The organism is Psychrobacter sp. UBA6739 (assembly GCF_002453835.1).
Taxonomy (GTDB): Bacteria; Pseudomonadota; Gammaproteobacteria; order Pseudomonadales; family Moraxellaceae; genus Psychrobacter; species Psychrobacter immobilis_A.
Genome location: NZ_DKHR01000016.1, coordinates 1 through 21,838 on the forward strand (window position 1 = coordinate 1; position 21,838 = coordinate 21,838).

Annotated in this window: 18 protein-coding genes; 4 read left to right on the forward strand and 14 right to left on the reverse strand. The window is 43.3% G+C overall.

Features of this window, described 5'->3' with window-relative positions:
* Positions 1–210 precede the first annotated feature (210 nt).
* On the forward strand, positions 211–1,188 hold the full coding sequence (locus B2575_RS03830) for a glutathione S-transferase family protein (protein WP_296240239.1): 978 nt from the start codon (positions 211–213) through the stop codon (positions 1,186–1,188).
* 106 nt (positions 1,189–1,294) lie between these two features.
* Here B2575_RS03830 and hemB read toward each other — a convergent pair whose 3' ends face one another.
* The 5 genes from hemB to B2575_RS03855 form a co-directional block, all read right to left on the reverse strand.
* Positions 1,295–2,302: a porphobilinogen synthase gene (hemB, locus tag B2575_RS03835; protein WP_055123778.1), complete on the reverse strand. Its 1,008-nt coding sequence runs from the start codon at positions 2,300–2,302 to the stop codon at positions 1,295–1,297.
* A gap of 241 nt (positions 2,303–2,543) precedes the next feature.
* A complete protein-coding gene (locus B2575_RS03840) occupies positions 2,544–4,355 on the reverse strand; it encodes an efflux transporter outer membrane subunit (protein WP_296240241.1) in 1,812 nt (603 codons plus the stop codon).
* Positions 4,352–7,582 (reverse strand): efflux RND transporter permease subunit, encoded by a 3,231-nt coding sequence (locus tag B2575_RS03845; protein WP_296240243.1) that lies wholly within the window; start codon positions 7,580–7,582, stop codon positions 4,352–4,354. The genes B2575_RS03840 and B2575_RS03845 overlap by 4 nt, the downstream gene beginning before the upstream one ends.
* Positions 7,583–7,616: 34 nt before the next feature.
* Positions 7,617–9,014: an efflux RND transporter periplasmic adaptor subunit gene (locus B2575_RS03850; RefSeq protein WP_296240245.1), complete on the reverse strand. Its 1,398-nt coding sequence runs from the start codon at positions 9,012–9,014 to the stop codon at positions 7,617–7,619.
* Positions 9,015–9,634: 620 nt separating this feature from the next.
* Positions 9,635–10,660, reverse strand: a complete 1,026-nt coding sequence (locus B2575_RS03855) for a polyprenyl synthetase family protein (protein ID WP_227678126.1) — start codon at positions 10,658–10,660, stop codon at positions 9,635–9,637.
* Between the two features lie 551 nt (positions 10,661–11,211).
* Between B2575_RS03855 and rplU the strand changes: the two genes are divergently transcribed.
* The 3 genes from rplU (at position 11,212) to lolA (ending at position 13,013) form a co-directional block, all read left to right on the forward strand.
* Positions 11,212–11,523 carry a 50S ribosomal protein L21 gene (rplU, locus tag B2575_RS03860; RefSeq protein ID WP_010199185.1) on the forward strand — a complete coding sequence of 104 codons (312 nt, stop codon included), beginning with the start codon at positions 11,212–11,214 and terminating at the stop codon, positions 11,521–11,523.
* 91 nt (positions 11,524–11,614) lie between these two features.
* Positions 11,615–11,872 (forward strand): 50S ribosomal protein L27, encoded by a 258-nt coding sequence (gene rpmA / locus B2575_RS03865; RefSeq protein ID WP_055123782.1) that lies wholly within the window; start codon positions 11,615–11,617, stop codon positions 11,870–11,872.
* Positions 11,873–12,326: 454 nt separating this feature from the next.
* Positions 12,327–13,013, forward strand: a complete 687-nt coding sequence (lolA, locus tag B2575_RS03870; RefSeq protein ID WP_045451149.1) for an outer membrane lipoprotein chaperone LolA — start codon at positions 12,327–12,329, stop codon at positions 13,011–13,013.
* Between the two features lie 184 nt (positions 13,014–13,197).
* Here the strand turns inward: lolA and scpB are convergent, their stop codons facing one another.
* From scpB to mrdA, 9 genes are all read right to left on the reverse strand, one after another.
* Entirely contained in the window at positions 13,198–13,743 is a 546-nt protein-coding gene (gene scpB / locus B2575_RS03875) for an SMC-Scp complex subunit ScpB (protein ID WP_414707414.1), read from the reverse strand.
* Between the two features lie 136 nt (positions 13,744–13,879).
* The gene (locus B2575_RS03880; RefSeq protein ID WP_296240253.1) at positions 13,880–14,707 is read right to left on the reverse strand and encodes a segregation and condensation protein A; all 828 of its coding nucleotides are present in this window, start codon (positions 14,705–14,707) and stop codon (positions 13,880–13,882) included.
* Positions 14,708–14,709: 2 nt separating this feature from the next.
* The gene (locus B2575_RS03885) at positions 14,710–15,321 is read right to left on the reverse strand and encodes an O-methyltransferase (protein ID WP_296240254.1); all 612 of its coding nucleotides are present in this window, start codon (positions 15,319–15,321) and stop codon (positions 14,710–14,712) included.
* Positions 15,322–15,348: 27 nt separating this feature from the next.
* Positions 15,349–16,449, reverse strand: a complete 1,101-nt coding sequence (locus B2575_RS03890) for a tryptophan--tRNA ligase (protein WP_296240255.1) — start codon at positions 16,447–16,449, stop codon at positions 15,349–15,351.
* Between the two features lie 146 nt (positions 16,450–16,595).
* Positions 16,596–17,687, reverse strand: coding sequence for a lipid A biosynthesis acyltransferase (locus B2575_RS03895; RefSeq protein WP_296240256.1), 1,092 nt, complete (start codon positions 17,685–17,687; stop codon positions 16,596–16,598).
* 231 nt (positions 17,688–17,918) lie between these two features.
* Positions 17,919–18,305 carry a 30S ribosomal protein S9 gene (gene rpsI, locus B2575_RS03900; protein ID WP_045447011.1) on the reverse strand — a complete coding sequence of 129 codons (387 nt, stop codon included), beginning with the start codon at positions 18,303–18,305 and terminating at the stop codon, positions 17,919–17,921.
* A 10-nt stretch (positions 18,306–18,315) separates the two neighbouring features.
* Positions 18,316–18,744 carry a 50S ribosomal protein L13 gene (gene rplM, locus B2575_RS03905; protein ID WP_045447009.1) on the reverse strand — a complete coding sequence of 143 codons (429 nt, stop codon included), beginning with the start codon at positions 18,742–18,744 and terminating at the stop codon, positions 18,316–18,318.
* A 210-nt stretch (positions 18,745–18,954) separates the two neighbouring features.
* Positions 18,955–19,641: a 16S rRNA (guanine(966)-N(2))-methyltransferase RsmD gene (rsmD, locus tag B2575_RS03910; RefSeq protein WP_296240259.1), complete on the reverse strand. Its 687-nt coding sequence runs from the start codon at positions 19,639–19,641 to the stop codon at positions 18,955–18,957.
* 36 nt (positions 19,642–19,677) lie between these two features.
* Positions 19,678–21,663, reverse strand: coding sequence for a penicillin-binding protein 2 (gene mrdA / locus B2575_RS03915; RefSeq protein WP_296240260.1), 1,986 nt, complete (start codon positions 21,661–21,663; stop codon positions 19,678–19,680).
* Positions 21,664–21,838: the final 175 nt, after the last annotated feature.

The window sequence follows — 21,838 nt, forward strand, 5'->3', positions numbered from 1 at the left end:
CTCTGCTACTTTTGCAAGAGGTCTTATGTAGTTAGATTAAATAGTGATTGAAATTGGTTTATTTTTATTGTCAGTAGAACTACAAATCCTAATAGCTAGGCAGTATATAACTGGTATCATTCTCAAAATAAAGTGAGGATAGTTATAATGACTTCACAGTATGCATATTTCACAAAAATTATATCAAAATAGAATGTTGAGGAGAGCGGAATGGGTCTATTGGTTGATGGTCAATGGCAAGACAAATGGTATGACACGGAGGCGAGCGGTGGACGTTTTGAGCGAGAAGATGCCGGTTTTAGAAATTGGGTCACGGTCGATGGCAGCGCAGGCTCATCAGGTGTTGGCGGTTTTAAAGCCGAAGCTGATCGCTATCATTTATATATCTCGCTTGCATGTCCTTGGGCACATCGTACCATTATTTACCGTCAGCTAAAGGGTTTGCAAGACCTGATTTCGCTGTCAGTGGTGCATCCATTTATGGGTGATAAGGGCTGGACGTTTGCAGAGGGCGAGGGCGTGATTGCTGATCCTATCGTAAATGCTAATTACTTATATGAGATTTATACGGCGGCAAAGCCTGACTATACAGGACGGGTGACGGTACCAGTATTATGGGACAAAAAAACCAATACCATCGTCAGTAATGAGTCCTCTGAGATCATTCGTATGTTTAACTCAGCTTTTGATGAGGTTGGGGCACTAGCAGGTAATTTTTTACCAACCGAGTTATTAGCAGAAATTAATGCAGTTAATGATCTCGTTTATTCTGCGGTTAATAATGGCGTTTATAAAGCAGGATTTTCGACCACACAAGAGGCTTATGAAGAAGCGGTGACGGAGCTATTCGATGTATTAGAGACGCTAGAGGCACGTTTGACAGATCAGCGTTATTTGCTAGGTAATACGATTACTGAGGCGGATTGGCGTTTATTTACTACGCTGGTGCGTTTTGATGCGGTATATGTCGGACACTTTAAATGTAATATGCGCCGTATTGTTGATTGTCCCAATCTTTGGGGCTATCTGCGTGATTTATATCAAGTGTCAGGTATTGCAGAGACGGTAAGCATTGATCATATCAAGCAGCATTATTATATTAGCCATGCCAATATCAATCCCACGCGTATCATTCCTGTTGGTCCAGTGCTTGATTTTAATGAGCCACACGAGCGTACACGTTTATAAGTTTTATTGAGGTATTAAAATAAGACCAATAAAAAATCGCGCCAGCTGATTGATTACAGTTGGCGCGATAGATTGACGGTATAAATAAAAAGCTGCTTAATTTATATTACGCATTATTCAACTGACGAGCGGCTTCTAGCGCAAAATACGTCAAAATTCCATCAGCACCCGCACGGCGGAAACCAATTAACGATTCTAAAATCACCGCGTCGGTTAGCCAGCCGTTTTGAATCGCAGCCATGTGCATCGCATATTCACCAGACACTTGATAAGCAAAGGTCGGTACGCCAAAGGTATTTTTAACTTCACGAATAAGGTCTAGATACGGCTGACCCGGCTTAATCATGACCATATCTGCACCCTCGGCTATGTCCATCGCCACTTCGTGCAGCGCTTCAGCACGATTACCGAAATCCATCTGGTACTGTTTCTTGTGTCCACCTTTTAGGTTGCCAGCACTGCCGACTGCATCACGGAACGGGCCATAGTATGCAGAAGCATATTTGGCAGAGTAAGCCATGATAGCGGTATTCACAAAGCCTTCGGCTTCAAAGGCGTCACGCATAGCTTTGATACGGCCATCCATCATATCACTAGGCGAGATGATATCAGCACCAGCGCGAGCGTGTACTAATGCTTGCTTAACCAATACTTCAACCGTTGCATCGTTAACGACATAGCCTGAATCATCCAGCAGTCCATCTTGACCGTGCGAGGTATAAGGATCTAACGCCACATCGGTCATTACCACCATTTCAGGCACAGCATCTTTGATCGCTTTTACGGTACGAGCAGTAAGGGCGTTTTCGTCATAAGCTGATTTACCGTCGGGTGTTTTTAAGGAATTATCAATAACAGGGAAGATGTCGATGGTAGTGACGCCCTCGCTTAATAATTCTTTGGCATAGTTGATCAGCAGGTCAATCGATAAGCGTTCAACGCCTGGCATACTAGCGATTGCTTCGCGCTTATTTTTGCCTTCTAAGACGAAGACAGGGGCGATAAAGTGCTTAGGATGCAGCTCAACTTCACGAATCATCGCGCGTACGTTATCGTTGTAGCGTAATCGACGTAGACGAGTTTCAGGGAATTGACGGTTAAAGGTATAAGTCATGATTTGTCCTCATTAGATTTTAGTCATTGTTATTTATCAGCTTGATTAAATAAGCTGTTTTGAAGCATATGTTTTTTTATATCACGGACATTAATAAGTGGATAAAAGTATGTGTAAGCTAATTTCCCTACTATAACTAAAAGCACCTTACAAAAGCAAAAAGCCCTACCAAGTCGGTAGGGCTTTTTGTACTTATCGACTATCAATGTGAAGGAAATCACCTCACACTATTTATGAGTGTTTAAGGCTCAACGATCTGCGTGACCGGTACTTGCTCAATGCTGGTTTCGTTATACGTCGTCTGTTTGGTAACGACTCCTATGGCAGCATCTTTTTTGCCATCATTATTGACATCAACGACAGCGGTTGGCTCAAAAGTGGCCGTTTCCGATGGTTGCGCTTGTTTAATGGCGTTTGCTTCTTGTGCAGAAGCAACTCGTGCTGAGCTAACCGCATCGATAGCATTTGCCGCTTTTGCTTTATTGCTATTGGCAGGTAGATTCACTAGTTGCACTAAGTTTTTATGCGGTACAGGAATCGCCGTTGGTACATCCAGATTGGCACCGCCACCCAGCACTTGGTATAGCTCGACTTGGCTCACAATTTTTTGTAGCTCTAAATCCAAAATACCTTGCTGCGTTGAGAACAATGAACGCTGTGCATCTAGCACATCTAGATAGTTGGCAATACCTGCTTTAAAGCGTGCATCTGCTATCTGGAATGTTTGTTCAAAGTTATCTTGTAGACGGTATTGTGCTTCGAGCTGCTCACCCAATGTGGCTCGTGTCGCGAGTACATCTGACACTTCACGGAACGCAGTTTGGATAGATTTCTCGTAGCCTGCGAGCGTTTGTTCACGCTCAATTTTAGCCACATCGTAATTGGCGTCTAAGCGACCAGCGTCAAAGATAGGCACGCTAATGCTTGGACCAAACGACCAACCGACAGCGCCGCTTTTGAATAAGTCATCTAAACTGCCGCTACTAACCCCAATGCTACTGGCTAAGCTAATAGACGGGAAATAAGACGCGCGTGCCACTTCGATATTGGCTCCAGCGGCTTTTAGGTTGTATTCTGCTTGCAGTACATCTGGGCGATAACGTAGCAACTCACTTGGTAAGCCTGCACTAAATATCTGCTGGCTAGTGATGTTGCTGACTGCTGGTGTTGGAATTAGATTGGTTGGAATCGGTCCACCCACCAAGAACTGCAAGGCGTTACGTGATTTTAAAATGCTACTTTGTGCCCGTAGGACAGCAAGTTTGGCATTTTCTAATGACGCACTGGCTTGCAAAGATGGCAGCTTCGGATCAATGCCTGCTTCAAAGCGTTTATCAGCGATAAACAGGGACTTTTCACGACTCTCAACCGTGGCTTCTGCCAGCTTTAACTGCGCTAAGCTATAGCTCAAGTTGGCATAGCTCTGAGCGATGTTACTAATCAAGCTGATTTGGGTCGAGTCTTTGGCCGCTGTAGTGGCTAAGAAATTCTGTAGCGCTTGATCTTTTAAGCTAGCAATTTTACCCCAAAAGTCCAACTCGTAATTAGCCAAGCCTAGGTTAACGTTATAGCTACTGTTGGGGTTTTTGTCGGTTCTATTTTGTGCTTGACGCGTATATCCACCATTACCATTAATCGCTGGTAGATCATTAAGATCAGTAATTTGATACTGTGCGCGTGCTTTCTCGATTGCTAAACGAGCACTTTCAAAATCTTTGTTGTTCTCTAACCCTAAAGCAATCAAGCCCTTTAAACGCTCGTCACTATAAAAATTTTGCCAGCGTTGACCCGCAATACTTGCTTGATCAGCGCTACTAACCGTTTCTTTATCGAATGCCCCATAGGTTTGTTCGATAGGAATATTTGGCTCAGCAAGCACAGGGCGCATATCTGCTTTTGGAATCGTGTTACAAGCAGCCATGCTCATCGCTAAAACGGTCAAGCCGATTAGGCGACCAGCATTTCTGCGCATATGTGAGCCCGCTGGTTGCGCAGTGATAGCAATGTTTGCTACCGCTGCTGAGTTGGTGTTATATGTTTTCTGAACACTCATTGTGTATTGTCTCCAAAGCTTGCAGGCTGATAATTCTCAGAAGGCGTTGGGTTTTTCGGGTCAGGCGTACCATGACCATCATCTTTATCATTTGGTTTATTATTCTCGTATTTGTACGGGAACATACTACGTACCCAAATATAAAACATGGGAATAAAGAAGATACCTAACAATGTCGCGGTCACGACGCCACCTAGTACACTGGTACCGATGGCATTTTGACTGCCTGAACCAGGACCTGTGGCGATAAATAATGGCACAACACCCAGTCCAAAGGCAAGCGAGGTCATGATAATCGGGCGTAAACGTTGACGCGCTGCTGTCATAACGGCTTCTCTCAGACTATAGCCTTCCTCTTGGTGCTCTTTTGCAAACTCAATGATTAAGATAGCATTTTTAGCGGATAGACCAACGACTGTGAGTAGACCTACCTGCAAATAAATATCGTTATTAAAGCCACGTAGCCAAGTAAAGATGACTGCACCTAATACCCCAAGTGGAATGACCAATAGCACAGAGAAGGGAATGGACCAGCTTTCATACAAGGCTGCTAGACATAAGAATACCACCAAGATTGAGAGCGCGTATAGCATCGGCGCTTGTGCACCTGACTTTTGCTCTTCAAGTGACATACCCGTCCACTCATAGCCCACACCTTCAGGCAGATTCTCCATCATTGCTTCCATTGAACTCATCGCTTCACCCGTACTTAGACCGGGTGCAGCACTACCTTGAATATTCATCGATGGTAAGCTGTTATAACGGGTCAGACGCGGTGAGCCAGATTGCCATTCGCTGCTAGAGAACGCATCAAATGAAATCATTTCACCTACATCGTTGCGTACATACCATTTAGCAATATCTTCAGGGTTAGTGCGGCTGCTTGGTTCACCTTGAACAAAGACGCGTTTAATACGCCCGCGATCGACGAAGTCATTAATATAACTTGAGCCCCAAGCGGTAGAAATAACGCTATTAATACTAGCAAGTGACAAGCCATAAGCAGCGGCCTGCTCTTGATTAATATTCACTTTTAACTGCGGTGCATCTTCTTGACCATTTGGACGAACGCCTGCGACTTTGTCGTTTTGCGCAGCCATGCCAAGCAGCATATTACGTGCTTCGAGTAGACCCTCATGACCAAGGTTACCGGTGTCTTGAATCATTAAGTCAAAACCACTGGCGTTACCAAGTTCGGTAATGGCTGGCGGTACAATCGCAAATACTTGGGCTTCATTTAGCTGGGTAAAGAAGTAACCCATGGCGCGATCAGCGACAGCCTGTGCAGTGTTTTCTTCACCGGGACGATCAGCCCAATCCGATAAACGTACAAAGGCCAGTCCCATATTCTGCCCTTGTCCTGCAAAACTAAAACCTGCGATCGTAAAGACTGAAGCGATATTATCGCCTTCTTGGGTACTGTAATAATCACTGACTTTATCGAGCACTTCTTGCGTTTCATCAAGCGTCGCGCCAGCAGGTAACTGAACCAAGGTAAACATAATACCTTGATCTTCTTCTGGTAAGAACGAGCCGGGAATACGTAAGAATACCACTGCCATAATACCGATAATGGCAGCATAAAGAATTAAGTATAGCCACTTCAAGCGGAAACTTTTGCCAACTAAATTCTCGTAACTACGACTGACTTTATAAAACGAGCGGTTAAACCAACCAAAGAAGCCTTTTTGCTCTTCTGTATTACCTTTATCATGGCTCTTGCTACGCTTGAGTAAGGTCACACAAAGGGCAGGGGTAAAGATAAGCGCTACTAAGGCCGATAGCACCATACTGGTAATCAAGGTGATAGAGAACTGACGATAAATCACACCTGTTGAGCCACCGAAGAATGCCATCGGTACGAATACGGCAGATAGAATCAGCGCAATACCGATAACGATTTTACTAATCTCGCCCATCGATTGTACGGTAGCATCCTTAATAGAGATATCAGGATCTTCTTCCAAGATACGCTCAACGTTTTCGACGACGACGATCGCATCATCGACCAACAGACCGATGGATAGTACCATGGCAAACATGGTCAAGACGTTAATACTAAAACCAGCGATGTAAAGTACAGCGAAGGTGCCAAGTAGTACGACAGGTACGGCAAGAGTAGGAATGATAGTCGCACGCCAGTTCTGTAAGAAAACGAACATAACGATAAATACGAGAACAATTGCCTCAAGCAGTGTCATAACCACTTGTTCGATAGACAAGCGCACAAATGGTGTGGTGTCATAAGGGATAACGGATGTTAGACCTGCTGGGAAGTTTGCTTCCAGCTCTGCCATACGAGCCCCAACGGCTTCACGAGTTTCCAGTGCGTTTGCACCACCCGCCAATGAAATACCAAGACCAGCTGCTTCTTTACCATTGTATAGCGACACTACGCCGTAGTCTGCACTACCAATCTCAACCTCTGCCACATCACCTAAACGCACTTTTGCGCCAGCGGTATCGGTTTTTAATAGAATATTTTTAAATTCATCAGGCGTTTGTAGATAGCTTTGAACCGTGACAGTCGCATTGATAACCTGTTGACTGGTATCAGCAGGTGCTTGACCTAGCTGACCGGCAGATACTTGGGCGTTTTGTGCACGTACTGCCTCAACCACATCCGCTGGCACCATGTTATAGCTACGTAAGCGCGCCGGATCTAACCAAATGCGCATGGCATAAGCAGAACCGAAAACTTGTACTTCACCAACACCTTCCACACGGCTTAACTGGTCAACAACGTTTGAGTTGACATAATCGGCGATATCCGCACGATCCATGCTGCCATCTTCAGAAATAAAACCTTGCACCATTAAAAAGCTGCTAGAGGATTTATTAACGTTGACGCCTTGACGCTGTACCGACTCGGGTAGTGAGCTCATGGCGGCTTGGAGTTTGTTCTGTACCTGTACCTGTGCAGTATCAGAATCTGTACCATTTTCGAAAGTGAGCGTAATGGATGCAGCACCATTCGAGGAGCTCGATGACGACATATACATCAGACCATCAAGACCCTTCATGCGTTGCTCAATAATCTGAACGACTGAATCTTCAACCGTCTGAGCATTAGCACCAGGATAGCTTGCGCTGACTGAAATCGTCGGTGGTGCAATACGTGGATACTGCTCAATCGGTAAGTTAATGACCGATATCACCCCGATGAGCATGACTAAAATAGCCATAACCCATGCAAAAATAGGGCGATTAATAAAAAAACGTGACATAGTATATTCCTAGTCTTCCTATCTTTGAATGGAATTAGTTAGCGGTAGACTCTGCTGGTTTCTGAGCAGTGGCATCTTTGCTAACTGGCTTATCCATCGCTTTAGCAGCTTGCGGCGGCGTCTGGGCATTAGAGGCACCTTCTTTAGCTGGTGCTGGGTTTGGATTCTCTAATGGCTTAACGACCACCTCTTGTTCAGGCTTAACTTTTGAGCCGCCGATAACAACTATCTTGTCTCCTGCTTGTAAGCCGTCAGTGACAACCCACTGGCCTTTATAAGTGCCATTAATAGTGACAGGACGTACTTGGATTTTATTATTTTCATCAACGATGTAAACTTGCGTCTCACTTTTTGGTGTACGCATTACGGCGCTTTGCGGTACCAATGCAGCATTGGTAATCACGCTCTGTGTCAAACGTGCCGTCACATACATACCAGGCAGCAAGATGTTATTGCTGTTAGGGAAAATAGCACGCAAGGTCACAGCGCCTGTTGATTCGTCAACCTTTGCTTCAGATAAAGCAAGCTTGCCGCGTACTGGGTAGACTGAGCCATCTTCTAATACCAACTCAACCGAATTCATGCCCGGCTGTGCTTTGCCTTCAGCGATTTGCTGACGCAGTTTTAATAGCTCAGAGGATGATTGACTGATATCAACATAGATAGGATCTAAGCGTGAGATAGTCACCAGCGGATCAGCTTGACCTGCGCTGACCAAAGTACCAGCGGTGACACTAGAGCGGTCAGTACGACCTGACAGCGGGGCACGTACGATGGTACGGTTAAGATCTAGGTTACTAGCATCTAAACCCGCTTGAGCAGTTTGAATGCCTGCTTTTGCACTTTCGATGCCTGCTTGTGTCTGTCCAACAGCGGCGACCGCACTTTGTACCGCTGCTTGTGCAGTACGTACTTGTGTTTGTGCCTGCTCATACTGCTGCTTTGAGATGGCGTCGATGCTGACCAAGCCTTGTAAGCGCTGTAAATCATTTTGTGCTTGTGCCAATGATGCCTGACGGCTGGCTAGCTCGGCTTTTGCATTGGCATTATTTGCTTGTGCAGTCTGGTAATTTGCTTGTGCTTGTTGCACTGCTGCCTGACCACTGGTGACAGAAGAAGCGTAGTTATCAGTATTGATACGATAAAGTGGCTGGCCTTTTTTGACGTTGCCGCCTTCACGGAACAATACTTCGTCAATAACGCCATTAACTTGTGGGCGGACGTCGGCAGTCTGATAAGCCGTGGTACGTCCAGAAAAAGTCTGTACTTGGGGTACAGTATCGAGCGTGACAGTCTGGACGTTAACAACCGCAGGCGGCATCTGCTGCTGTGCGGCATCTGCGCCAGCGGCGTCCTCGTTTTTGTCACAGCCAATCAGTACAGCTCCAGATAGTACAGATGCTATTACAAGCGCAAGAGTAGAGTGCTTCATCAATGTCCTCGGCAATAGGTATAAAATAAGTAATGACAGTATAAAAAGTTTATCAATAAATCTAAGCGTATTGAATATAAAAATGAGTATTGATTCTAATGAGCTTTACTTTCTCGGCTAAATTTGTTCTTAATAATATGAATTTAGCCAAACATCACTATTAGAATCTCTAATAGCGATATAAGTATCAAGTATCGGTGTAAGAATCTTAAGCATCAAAGCTGTAGCCAAACCACAACCTTGATTAGTAAAGTTAACGAGTAATTATAAACTATCGGGATAACCCCACAGTCAAGTAGTTGAGCGCAGGATTTATGGTTAGAAACCGTAATATCAGCTTTTGTGAATGCATGAAATACTGTCATGGCAAGCGCCATCTTCATTAACAGCTAATGTACAGTCATACAACGGTCAATGAGAAATAATTGTAAACTTTTGTGAAAATAGTATAACCATATAGATTGTAAGGTCTTTAATGAATGATAAATAAGGTTTGCCAACAAAACAAAAACTTTAGCAACTATTAACTGTGACCATTAACACAATTACTCATTAAGGGTCTTTATCAACAGTTAATGGCTGCTAGCCGCAAGTATTGACAGCTGTTATGACGATACTGACTACAGCAAGCGTGCGCTAGCCAATTCAGTCAATTGATATAAGCCTGTGCGATAACGATTGTCAGGTAGCGTACTCAATGCTTGTTGCGCCAGCTTGGTTTCTTCCCAAGCGCGTTGCTTACAGTAATCTAATGATCCTGAGCGGCGCACTAACTCAATAAGTTGTTCAGCATTTGGTGTCTTTCCAGTTTGTACAGCGACACGCAACTGCTCATAGCCTTCGATGTCGCTGTCTTTTAGCAGCTCAAGCGCTTTGATGGTTGGCAGGGTTGGCTTACCTTCAGCGAGGTCGTCTCCTAAATTTTTGCCCATTATCTCACTATCACCACTATAGTCGAGTACATCATCGATAATTTGAAAAGCATTGCCAAAGTGCTGACCAAAATCGCCTAAAGCCTGCATATGCTCTATTCTGTCTTGTAAAATTGCAGCGCCTTGAGTCGCCATCATAAACAGCCGCGAGGTTTTACCATCAATAATGCGCAAGTAATCCTCTTCTGTCGCGGCAGGGTTGTGCTGATGCTGGAGCTGTAATACTTCGCCTTCAGCGATATCACAGGTGCCATCTGAGAATACTTGCAACAGTGGCAGGCTTTGGAAGCCAACTAATAAATTAAAGGCGCGAGCAATCAGATAGTCACCGACCAGTACCGCGGTGGCATTATCCCAAGTGGCATTAGCAGTCGGCTTACCACGGCGCTGTCCTGACTCATCAATCACATCGTCATGAACCAAGGTCGCTGTATGCAGCATTTCAGTAATAGCGGCTAGATGCATGGCTTTTTCTGAGGGCTTGTCCTCAAACATGCGTGCACATAACAAGGTAATCAGCGGGCGCATGCGCTTACCACCAGCATTGATTACATGCTGTGAGACACTCATTACCAGTTGAACTTTGGAATTAAGACTACCGAATACTTGCTTGTCCATAATCTCAAAATCATCCGCCACGATACTTTGGATATCAGCATAATTAGGCGTTGATTGAGTCATTGAATCTGTTTTATGTGAAGGGATGCTGGTCATAATAAATAGTCATATTAATAAGAATAAAGAGAATTTTTTATAGCCTTAGTTTTATAGATAGGTAAGGCATTATTTTCTATAATAGCATAGCTATGCCTTTAGATTGTGGGTTAAAAAGTGCCTAAAACATCGCGCCTATCTTTTATATAAGATTTACTATATATAGAAATTGACATAAAAACTGTAAAAATTGGCTGAAATTTCACTATAATTAATGGTCATTTATCGGCGGTATTTAAGGTCATTTAAGAGATGTATAAAAGGCTGTAAGTCGCTGATTATATAAGTTATAATAGCCGCTATTATTATATAGTGTTTTTTTGTTGGAGTAGCATCTTAGATGCGCTCCTAATCAGCAGTAGATATAATAAAAAGTGAGGTGGTTATTCGTGTAACTGCCTTACAAAAACCAGTCAAACAAGTGAGATAGACGGCTTGCTTTTATGAGCAAAAAGCCGTAAAATCTTGCCTTTAATTTTTCCCTGTCGTGTTCGTCGTAAAAGCGTTGGTATAACATCAGCCACGGCACACGGGTTAAACGGAGTCATACAATGTACGCAGTAATCAAAACTGGTGGTAAACAGCACCGTGTAGTTGTCGATGAGTTGCTTAAAGTTGAACTACTAAAAGCAGAAACTGGCGCAACAATTAAATTCGAAGATGTATTGATGATTGTTGACGGCGAAACTGTCAAAATCGGTCAGCCTATCGTTGAAGGTGCTAGCGTTGAAGTTGAAGTGGTTGAACATGGTCGCGGCGAAAAAATCCGTATCGTTAAGCACAACCGTCGTAAGCATTATCACAAAGAGCAAGGTCACCGCCAATGGTATACCTTGTTAAAAATCAAAGCCATTAATGCCTAATTATCCACTTAGCAATTACTGCTAAATAGTGCACTAAATGCTTAAGAGTTATCGCATCAGCGATAAGTCAAATTAACAAGGAGATTTTCCCATGGCACATAAGAAAGCTGCCGGTTCAAGCCGTAATGGTCGTGATTCAAACCCAAAAATGCTAGGCGTTAAAATCTTTGGTGGCCAAGCTATCACAGCTGGTAACATCATCGTTCGTCAACGTGGTACAGAATTCCACGCAGGCGAAGGCGTTGGCATGGGTCGTGACCATACTTTATTTGCACTGAATGACGGTGTGGTAAAGTTTGCGACCAAAGGTAAGTTCAACCGTCGTTATGTAATGGTTGAAAGCGCATAATTGCCCATCTAGGTTGTTTTAGTCAAAGACTAAAATAATCCGATGACTAAAAAGCCTCTATTACCGTTTGGTAGTAGGGGCTTTTTTTTAGTCATTTTCGTAGGGGTTAAGGATGCTAAATTGGCTTTATGCTGCTAAACAATATTAGTAAATAACGTTAGGAAATAATGAATAGTCAAAAAACTCACCATCCATGCGGTTTATTATTGTGTAGCCACTTATGATCACAATAATGGTCAAAAGAGTAGTTACAAGCGTGTATGGCAGCGGTAGTAAAGATTGCAAATCATGACTAGGCGTGTAATAAAAAAACTGGCACACTGTTGTCATTGTTTATGAGCACCCGTTTTATGGCTGCTAGATAAATATTTATGGAAAACAAAAATTTTAATAAGATGTCTTACTTTAAAGCGACAATTTTTAAGCGATTATGCATTTTTAGAGAGGATTTATGATGACTTTATTAACCAACAAAACAACTTTAAAACAAAAAATGATGAGCGGTGCTTTAGCTGGTGTATTAATGACATCGCTTGGTGTCGCAGCCCCGATGATGGTATTGACACAATCAGCTACTGCTGCACCAGCTGATAATTTGACCGCTGCCAAACGTTTAAACAAGCTGCTGACAAATACCAAAAGCATGACGGCTAACTTTAGCCAAACGACCAAAGGTGCCAACAGTGGTACTTTTACGGGTACGATGAGTGTACAACGCCCAAATAATTTCCGCTGGGAAACAAAGTCGCCATCACAGCAACTGATCGTCGCTAATGGTAACTCCATGTGGGTTTATGACAAGGATTTAGAGCAAGCCACCAAGCAAAACGTTGATAGCCAAGTTGGCAATACGCCAGCACTGCTGTTATCAGGCGACCCAAGCCAAATTGACAAGAATTTCAAAATTACCCAGCCATATGATAATAAAAATTACTACGTGCTGTACCCAAAATCAGACAGTGCCAGCTTTAAGAGCTTATCAATGAGTTTTAGCGGTGGGAAGCCCGTAATGATGGTGCTAAATGACAGCCTTGGTCAAACCACTTCCATCAAATTCAGTAGTATCAAACTAAACCCAAGCATCAGTAGCAGTCAGTTTAAGTTTACGCCACCAAAAGGCGTTGATGTTATCAATCAATAATAGGCCGTTAGCAAGAGCCAATTATTGATGGCTAATCAACGGCTTTATTGATTAAATAAAAAAGACAGATCCTATGCGGTCTGTCTTTTTTTTGAATAAAGATTCTCTGGAAAATACTGCTAAATCTCTTCTATACTATGTTTTAATTGCTTAATGATTTTTAAAGGCTTCACGCTCTAAAGGCTTAAGACATCGCTTTGATGGCGCTGATATCTGGCATCGGTGGCAACTCGCTCAACTCACTCAGTCCAAAGGCATCTAAAAATTGTGGCGTGGTCTGTAGCAATGCTGGGCGACCCAAGGTTTCTTTGTAACCTTTCTCTTCAATCCAGCCTTTATCAAATAGTTGACGCAGTATATTGCTTGATAGCGTCACACCGCGCACGTGCTCTATGTCGCTACGAGTCACTGGCTGTTTATAAGCAATCACACTAAGCGTCTCAAGTAAGGCTTGGCTCAGGCGTTCTTGGCGCTGCGGGAAGACGCGTTGAATTAAGGCACTATAATTATTCGCGACTTGCAGTCGATAACCGCTGGCAGTTTCGTGCAAGCTTAGCACGCCCATATCCAAGCGCTGTTTTAGTAGTGCCAAAGCCTGTGTTAGCTCTTTAGCCGTTAAAGACAGGTGTTTTCTTAAAACAGTGGCGGTGAGGGGCGCTTCTGACGCATGTAATAGCACTTCGATATGCTTGCTTAAGTCTTCTAGATGCTGTCGCTGCTCTTCGGTCAATGACAGTAAAGCGGTAGATAATGAGGATGGTTTGTCATGATCTTGCTTGGTATTGTCAGTATCTGTCATTAGGAAGCGACTCTTTTTAAATGATAATGTGTATCGATATTTATAGGAATAGATAGGTGAATAATAACTATGCCAACCACTGTAACGTTAAGGGTTTAATATGACGGTCTTCAGCATTATTATTGTCAGTGGTAGGGTGACTTTCTAAATCAGTATTTACGATACCAACCAACTGTCGTTTTATCAGCTCTAGTATGGCGACGAAGCTGACAACCACACCTATTTTACCTTGTGTTTTATCTAGTAGCTCATAAAAAGAGCGCTCGCCATCCGTACTGAGCTGTCGGCTAATACTGGCAATACGATCAGCAAGCGGAACAGCATCGACTTTGATGGTATGCATTTGATAATCGGGCTGCAGTTGCATTTTAAATAGGCTGTCAATCAAAAGGTTTGGCGAATAGCTAGGTAGTTCCGCATTCATGACGTCTTGACCGGGCATACTGACCATGGCCAAAAACACATCACGCTCAAGACGCACCAGATTATCTAAGCGTTGACTGGCTACTTTGATTTGCGCATATTCTTCAAGGCGCTCAATCAGTTCTGCTTTTGGATCACGCTCATCGCTCGGAGTTTCAGGCTTGGGCAGCAATAGCTCGGTTTTAATGGCAATCAACGTGGACGCCATCAAAAGATAATCGCCTGCCAATTCAAAATGCTCGGTATCTAATTCGCTGATGTAAGCCAAATACTGCTCCGTTATGGGTAGTATCGGCATTTGGGTCAGATCAACATTATTTTTTTTGACCAAATATAGCAAGAAATCTAATGGTCCGGCAAACTGCTCAAGCCAAATGGCAAAGGCTTGCGGCGGCACATAGAGATCTTCTGGTAGATGTTGTACGGATGTCTGGTAAATGCGAATAGCAGTAGTATCAAATATATCTATCATGCTTAAGGTTCCTGACATACTGCCATAAATAATCCTGCACCAATATCCAAAGTATGACAAATATAACGAGAATTATTTATGAATTCTGTTAAGAATTCACAAACCTCACCACCATGAGAGATGACATTATCTACAATAAGAACACTGCCAACACTTAATACTTTATGTAGACGTTCGGTATAATTGGAATAAAACTGACGCTCCGCATCTAAAAATATCAAATCAAAAATGTCATCAGTCTCATTTAGAAAAACAAAGGCGTCTTGCACTATTAACCTGACGAGAGGGTATAAACCAGTATTCTGTAAGTGTTTCCTAGCAGCATCGCTTCGGCTTTTATTTATATCTAACGATATAAACTCAATGTTAGACTGGCGACGTAAACCATAAGCAAGCCATAATGTAGAAAACCCAGTTGAAGTACCAATCTCCAGTACTTTATTGGGCTTTCTTATCATGGCAATATTGGCTAGAAATTGAGCAGAATCCAGTTCTACATGACGATGACGATTAAGTCTATTCGTTTGCTCAGAGTCATACGCTTTGTCCGTATCATATACAGACTGACAATAAGACAAAAAATAAGTACGTTCAAAACCTTCATGCATCGACATTAATAATATCTACCAATACTTTGTTTATTATTTAAGTTTGGCAAGTGGACGGATACCAATGGCACGACGCGCTTTATCTAGTTGCTTACGGCTATGACGACGGGCTTTTTCTGCACCCATTTGTAAGATTTCTTCTAGCTCTTTTGGGTTAGCCATAAGATGCTCATAACGCGCGCGGAAGGGTGCTATTTCCGTATTTATTTTCTCAAACAGGGCTTGTTTAGCATCGCCCCAGCCGATACCAGCGGCAAACTGCGCGCGCATATCAGCAATTTCTGTAGGAGTAGCAAAGGCTTTATAAATCTCAAAAATAGCCGAATCGTCAGGGTCTTTTGGCTCAGAAGGCAGTTGTGAGTTGGTCACAATTTTCATGATGGCTTTATGCATCTGCTTTTCGGCGCTAACTTGTGGATTAGAATCACCAAATAGCGGAATGGTATTGCCATAGCTCTTACTCATCTTGCGACCATCCAAACCCGTTAGTAATGGGATATCGTCATCTACAACGGCAGATGGTAAGGTAAAGAGCGTTTTATAGCGATGGTTAAAGGTACCAGCAATATCACGTGCCATTTCAACATGCTGAATTTGGTCGCGACCGACAGGTACATGTGTGGCATTAAATATCAAGATATCTGCTGCCATGAGTACAGGGTAGCCAAACAATCCCATATTAATACCTTGATCAGGATCGACGTCTTCTTTTTTCATATTAATATCAACAGCTGCTTTATAAGCATGAGCACGATTCATTAAACCTTTGGCACATGAGCAGTTCAAAATCCAAGCAAGCTCTGGTATTTCCGGCACATCTGATTGACGGTAAAAAGTGACGCGCTCAGGATCCAGACCACAGGCAAGCCAAGTCGCTGCAATGGCTTTGGTCGATTCATGAATAATAGTAGGATCATAACAGCCGATAATGCCATGGTAATCTGCTAAAAAAAAGAATGCTTCGTCATCACTGTTTTGGATAGACTGAATGGCTGGACGAATCGCGCCAACGTAATTTCCTAAATGCAAGGTACCCGTCGGTTTAATGCCCGTCAAAATGCGTTTGACTTGCGTTGAGTGATCAGGAGCTTGGTTGTCAGAATTTTGGTTATCAGAAATATGAGTGTTATTCATGGTAAATCCATTATTTGGTTCATCAAGGTTTTATTTATAAAAGTTTTGTTTTTCAATTTATTATAAATTAATTGTTATTTATATGTAGGTAATATAAGCTGCAAAGTATAGCAAATTTTCTGGCCATTTTTCGTAGCAATACACGCTTACTTATAGATATCAGTACGACCATCAGGACCATTTTTGAAACGACGATGGAACCACATCCACTGAGTGGGATCAATACGAATCAACCCCTCTAGCAACTCATTGACTCGCGTCGCATCAGCCAACTCATCGTTACTTGGATAGTTTTGAATTTCTGGGGTAATCGTTAGATGATAGTGCGGGCGTTTGCCTTTGGGTAAACTGTCTGGTGTCTGCCGGTAAGTATGCAGCGCCATTAATGCGGGTGAATGTGTCTTGTCGCCCAATTTTGCCATGCGCCGTGATGCTGTAATAGTCGCTGCTGGCACACCAAAAAATGGTGCCATGACGCCTTGTTTTAGACCATAATCTTGGTCAGGTGAGTACCAAATCACGTGACCGGCTTTAATTGATTCAACAAAACTGCGCATGTCACGACTGGCTATCTGCTTGCTAAGAATACTGGCACGACCATTATAAACAAACCAATCAAGTAGCGCGTTATTCTGCGGTCGATACATCCCATCCATCGGAAAAAACTGCGTACAGAGCATGCCGCCCAGATCAAGCATCGTATAATGAGCGCCCAGTAAAATGACAGGACGACCCTCATTCTGTGCATTGACAACGTGCTGTAATCCCGAAATTGAAACGGTACGAGTAAAAACATTTGGACGATACCAAGCACATAAGGTTTCAAACACACCAATGCCCTGATTGACAAAGACTTGTTTTGCCATCAATTCGCGCTCGACGTCTGGCTTTTCTGGAAACGCCAGTTTCAAGTTGATAAGCGTATCACGCCGACGTGAGCCTGCTACTTTATAGATAAATATGCCCAGCTGACGTCCCAGCCAAAACTGCCAACGTAGCGGCAAATATATAATGGGTAAGATCATTGCTGCCAATAGCCAAATGCCCCAATATTTAGGCAACAAAAACTGCCATTGAAAAGGCTTTTTTTCTATGGATGCTGTGCGCTTATGATTTTGGGTAATCGTTGGCATGCCAGCAGGTATCGCTGGGGACTTAGCAGGCTGCTGCGTACTTGATGGTGGCAGGCTGATTTTGGTAGATGGTTTGCTGGGATCGTATTGTTCAGGCGCTTTCATAAAATTGTTACTAAGAATGAAAAGTTATCATCATGATGGGGTAGTCAGCATTGCTTTGCAAGGTGAGTTACGCACAAAATCACGAGTAAATGCAAAAGTCATCAGCCATAAAAAAACCTTATAAGCTGCGGACAGCTTATAAGGTTTTGCAAATCTACTCTTTTCTTTAATATTGTGACTGTCGCTCTGAGATAAAGACAACAGCCGCAAAAAGATAAGAGATAGCTTTGATTAACGTTTCGAGAATTGTGGACGTTTACGTGCTTTACGTAGACCCAATTTCTTACGTTCAACTTGACGTGAGTCACGAGTAACAAAGCCAGCTGCTTTTAGTGCAGGTTTGTTGGCTTCGTTTAGCTCAATCAATGCACGCGTGATGCCGTGACGGATTGCGCCAGCTTGACCACTAATACCGCCACCTTTTACAGTGATGTAAAGGTCATAAGTAGTAGGTGAGTCAAGTAATTCTAGAGGCTGACGAACAACCATACGTGAAGTTTCACGGCTAAAATACTCATCAAGTGGCTTACCGTTAACAACGATGCTACCAGTACCTTTAGCTAAAAAGACACGAGCAGTAGACGTCTTGCGGCGACCAGTTCCGTAATTGCGTTCCATAAGTATATCCTTAGATGTCTAGTTCTTTAGGTTGCTGTGCAGTATGTGGATGTTCAGTACCCGCATATAGCTTCAGCTTCTTGATCATCGCATAGCCAAGAGGGCCCTTTGGAAGCATACCCTTAACTGCTTTGTGTAGAACATCTTCAGGCTTATGTGCAAGCAACTTACTGAAGTTGGTTTCCTTGATACCACCTGGGTAGCCACTGTGACGATAGTATTTTTTATCTTGCGCTTTTTTACCCGTTACCGTGATTTTATCAGCATTGATGACAACAATGAAGTCACCAGTGTCAACGTGCGGCGTAAAAGAAGGCTTATGCTTGCCACGTAAGCGACTAGCGATTTGAGTGGCTAAGCGACCAAGGGTTTTGCCGTCAGCATCTACGACATACCAGTCATGGGTCACTTCAGCTGGTTTTGCACTAAGTGTTTTCATGATAAAACCTTAAAATTAGAATTCGTTGAGAGTTTAGCTGGGAACGGGGCTCTCAAAAAACAGACTGCACATTATAAGCAGTAGTGCCTACGCTTGCAAGCTGCATTGGGGTTTATTTTCGCCTTATATACATTAAACTGCAGCGTTGGCCAGTTTTTAGCGGTTCTAAACATTTGTAAAATTTGTTAATGGCAGGCATTAACCCGACAATTATGACGATGATAAACGATAAAGTCCAGCAACAACTTGTCCAACCTTAGTCTGTTTCACACATTCAAAGCGGATTATTTGCTGAATAGTACCTGATTGGATATCTGGATTTTTATTAAGCGTCTCTTCCATTTGCTTTAATTGGTTCTCTAAATCTTTATCCGCTTCTAGATAAATCAGGGTTTCACTATCAATTAACGACTGGGTAATCAATGCCATTAAAATAGGTTGCCACAGATCTTGAGCATACGGTGGATCGATGAATACAATATTGAAAGGGCGCGGAACAATCTGCTCTTGCATCAATACTCTTTCTGCAGTGCCTTGGATAATTTGATGGGTATCAGTGCTCAGATGCAACTGTTCAGCACTTTGACGCAGCATATTACTTTGCGCAGGATTTATTTCGATAAAGGTGGCGTGCGCGGCACCACGAGACAGTGCTTCAAAACCTAAGACACCGCTACCAGCACAGCTATCAAGCACATAAGCGCCATGAATATCAGGAAGTAACCAGCTAAACAGTGTCTCTCGCAAGCGATCTGGGGTCGGACGTAGACCCTCTGCGTCAATAAAACGTACAACACGGCGTTTAAACTGACCACCAATGATCCGCACGTCGCCCGCAACTATATTTTTGCTTTTATGATTGTTCCTATGCTCGCGGCTGCTTATAGATTTTTTCATAATATTTATATGTACCGTATCTCGTTTAGCGTATTTTTACTCAGAGGTCGTGGCGGCTGTGGCTGCTTCCACCTCTGCCTTTTCTTCTAGCGCTTTTTCTTCTTTTTCACGCTGAGCATTACGCATCAATTTTTCAAAAGCTTTTTGGCGTTTGATGACTTTTAATTGATCAGCCGTTGGTGGCAAGATAGGGTCGTTTTTGCGCTGTAATATCCAGTAGTCAAATAGTGCGCGACCGATAGGTGCTGCAACCACACTACCACCGCCACCATTTTCGACCAGTACTGCGAGCGCAATCTCAGGATTTTCTACGGGTGCAAAACCATTGAACCACGCGTGATCCCAGTGACGTTTGTCTATGGCAGATTTATCATAGCGTTTGCCTTGCGCAATGGACTTGACTTGCGCAGTACCTGTTTTGCCCGCAATACGATAGCGAGGCGTATAAATCCCACGTCCGGTACCTGCCTTGACGGTTTCTTCCATCGCATCGTGCATACGTAGCCAGTCAGACGGTTTGCCGTTATATTCGATTTTACCATCGGGTTTGGTGATTACGTTAACTTGTGCTGCACCATCGCTACTTTTTAGTAGATGCGGAGTAATGTGATAGCCTTTGTTCGCTGTCATGGCGGTTGCATTGGCAATCTGTAATGGTGTGGCTAAGAAATAACCCTGCCCGATACTGACTGAGATGGTTTCACCCGACAACCAGCCTTTATCATAGGTGTCTTTTTTCCATTTTGGTGACGGCATAATTCCTGATTTTTCATTGGGCAAATCAATACCTGTTGGTTCACCAAATCCAAAACGTGCCATCCAATCATGTAGGCGCTGAATACCCATCTCATAAGCCAATTTATAATAATAGGTATCCACTGACATCACGATAGATTTTTTGAGATCTACCGTACCGTGACCACCGCGTTTCCAGTCACGGAATCGATGTGAGTCTCCTGGTAAGCTAAAGTAACCGGGATCATAGATAGTGGTTTCCCAATTGCGCAGCCCATAATGAATGCCGCCTAAGCCTTCAAAAGGTTTAATCGTAGAGCCGGGTGGGTATGTCCCTTGTAGCGCACGATTATAGAGCGGCTGATCCAGATCTTCACGCAGATTGCCATAATCCTTAAAGGAGATGCCTGAGATAAAAGGGTTGGGGTCATAGCTTGGATTACTGACAAACGCCAATACATCACCATTTTTTGGATCGATTGCCACGATAGCGCCGCGACGACCGTCTAGCTGCTGCTGGGCGACTTGCTGTAAGCCATAATCTAAGCTCAGCGTAATGTCATTACCAGCTACGGGTGGTTTAGTGTCTAATTGACGCAAAATATTGCCAAGAGCATCGGTTTCTACCGACTGATAACCCGGTTGCCCTAGCAATATATCCTCGTAATAATCTTCGATACCGATTTTACCGATAAGGTCAGTGCCAGCGTAGCGATCTTTGTCAATGCGTTTGGTTTCTTTATCATTGATACGCCCAACATAGCCGATGACGTGTGCAAATAGCTCGTCATAAGGGTATGAACGTGTCAGTTTGCTTTGAATGGTCACACCGCGAAAAAAGGGTTTGCGCTCACTAAACTGCGCCAATTGGGCATCGGTTAAGTCAATTTTAATGGTCACAGGATCGTTTTTGCTTTTACTCAGTCGCGCTAAAATATCGGTAATATTTTCATCTGTTAGCTCAAAAATAGGCGCAAGCAAATTTAGCGTACGCTCTGGATTTTCAACTTCATCAGGGCTTAACATGGCCGTAAATACGGGCTGGTTGTCTGCCAATATGATCCCATTGCGATCATAAATATAGCCGCGGCTGGGCGGTGCAGAGATCAGTTTAATACGGTTATTGTCTGCTTGCGTCGTATACTTATCGTGCGCATAGACTTGTAGGTAACCATAACGCACGATCAAGCCGCTCAATCCAATAAATATCAGAATTCCAAGGATAATAATACGGCTGGTGAAAACACGATTGACCTGTTCAGTATTGGGGGTTAGCGGTTTATTCATAGAAAGTAATAGCCCAAACGGTCAGTGAGTCAATAAAAGAGAGTAAAAGGGCAGGGTCGTTCACCAAAGTGCGGCGAGCATAAAGGATAATAATAAGAATTTCAATTACATGGACTGATATGAGTTGAAATAATAATCCCTCAATCTATATACAGCGATGTGCGGTCATACAATC

Excerpts from the sequence above, each read along its gene's own strand:
- B2575_RS03830 (WP_296240239.1), top strand. The coding sequence starts at position 211 with ATGGGTCTATTGGTTGATGGTCAATGGCAAGACAAATGGTATGACACG.
- hemB (WP_055123778.1), bottom strand. The coding sequence starts at position 2,302 with ATGACTTATACCTTTAACCGTCAATTCCCTGAAACTCGTCTACGTCGA.
- B2575_RS03840 (WP_296240241.1), bottom strand. The coding sequence starts at position 4,355 with ATGAGTGTTCAGAAAACATATAACACCAACTCAGCAGCGGTAGCAAAC.
- B2575_RS03845 (WP_296240243.1), bottom strand. The coding sequence starts at position 7,582 with ATGTCACGTTTTTTTATTAATCGCCCTATTTTTGCATGGGTTATGGCT.
- B2575_RS03850 (WP_296240245.1), bottom strand. The coding sequence starts at position 9,014 with ATGAAGCACTCTACTCTTGCGCTTGTAATAGCATCTGTACTATCTGGA.
- B2575_RS03855 (WP_227678126.1), bottom strand. The coding sequence starts at position 10,660 with ATGACCAGCATCCCTTCACATAAAACAGATTCAATGACTCAATCAACG.
- rplU (WP_010199185.1), top strand. The coding sequence starts at position 11,212 with ATGTACGCAGTAATCAAAACTGGTGGTAAACAGCACCGTGTAGTTGTC.
- rpmA (WP_055123782.1), top strand. The coding sequence starts at position 11,615 with ATGGCACATAAGAAAGCTGCCGGTTCAAGCCGTAATGGTCGTGATTCA.
- lolA (WP_045451149.1), top strand. The coding sequence starts at position 12,327 with ATGACTTTATTAACCAACAAAACAACTTTAAAACAAAAAATGATGAGC.
- B2575_RS03880 (WP_296240253.1), bottom strand. The coding sequence starts at position 14,707 with ATGATAGATATATTTGATACTACTGCTATTCGCATTTACCAGACATCC.
- B2575_RS03885 (WP_296240254.1), bottom strand. The coding sequence starts at position 15,321 with ATGTCGATGCATGAAGGTTTTGAACGTACTTATTTTTTGTCTTATTGT.
- B2575_RS03890 (WP_296240255.1), bottom strand. The coding sequence starts at position 16,449 with ATGAATAACACTCATATTTCTGATAACCAAAATTCTGACAACCAAGCT.
- B2575_RS03895 (WP_296240256.1), bottom strand. The coding sequence starts at position 17,687 with ATGAAAGCGCCTGAACAATACGATCCCAGCAAACCATCTACCAAAATC.
- rpsI (WP_045447011.1), bottom strand. The coding sequence starts at position 18,305 with ATGGAACGCAATTACGGAACTGGTCGCCGCAAGACGTCTACTGCTCGT.
- rplM (WP_045447009.1), bottom strand. The coding sequence starts at position 18,744 with ATGAAAACACTTAGTGCAAAACCAGCTGAAGTGACCCATGACTGGTAT.
- rsmD (WP_296240259.1), bottom strand. The coding sequence starts at position 19,641 with ATGAAAAAATCTATAAGCAGCCGCGAGCATAGGAACAATCATAAAAGC.
- mrdA (WP_296240260.1), bottom strand. The coding sequence starts at position 21,663 with ATGAATAAACCGCTAACCCCCAATACTGAACAGGTCAATCGTGTTTTC.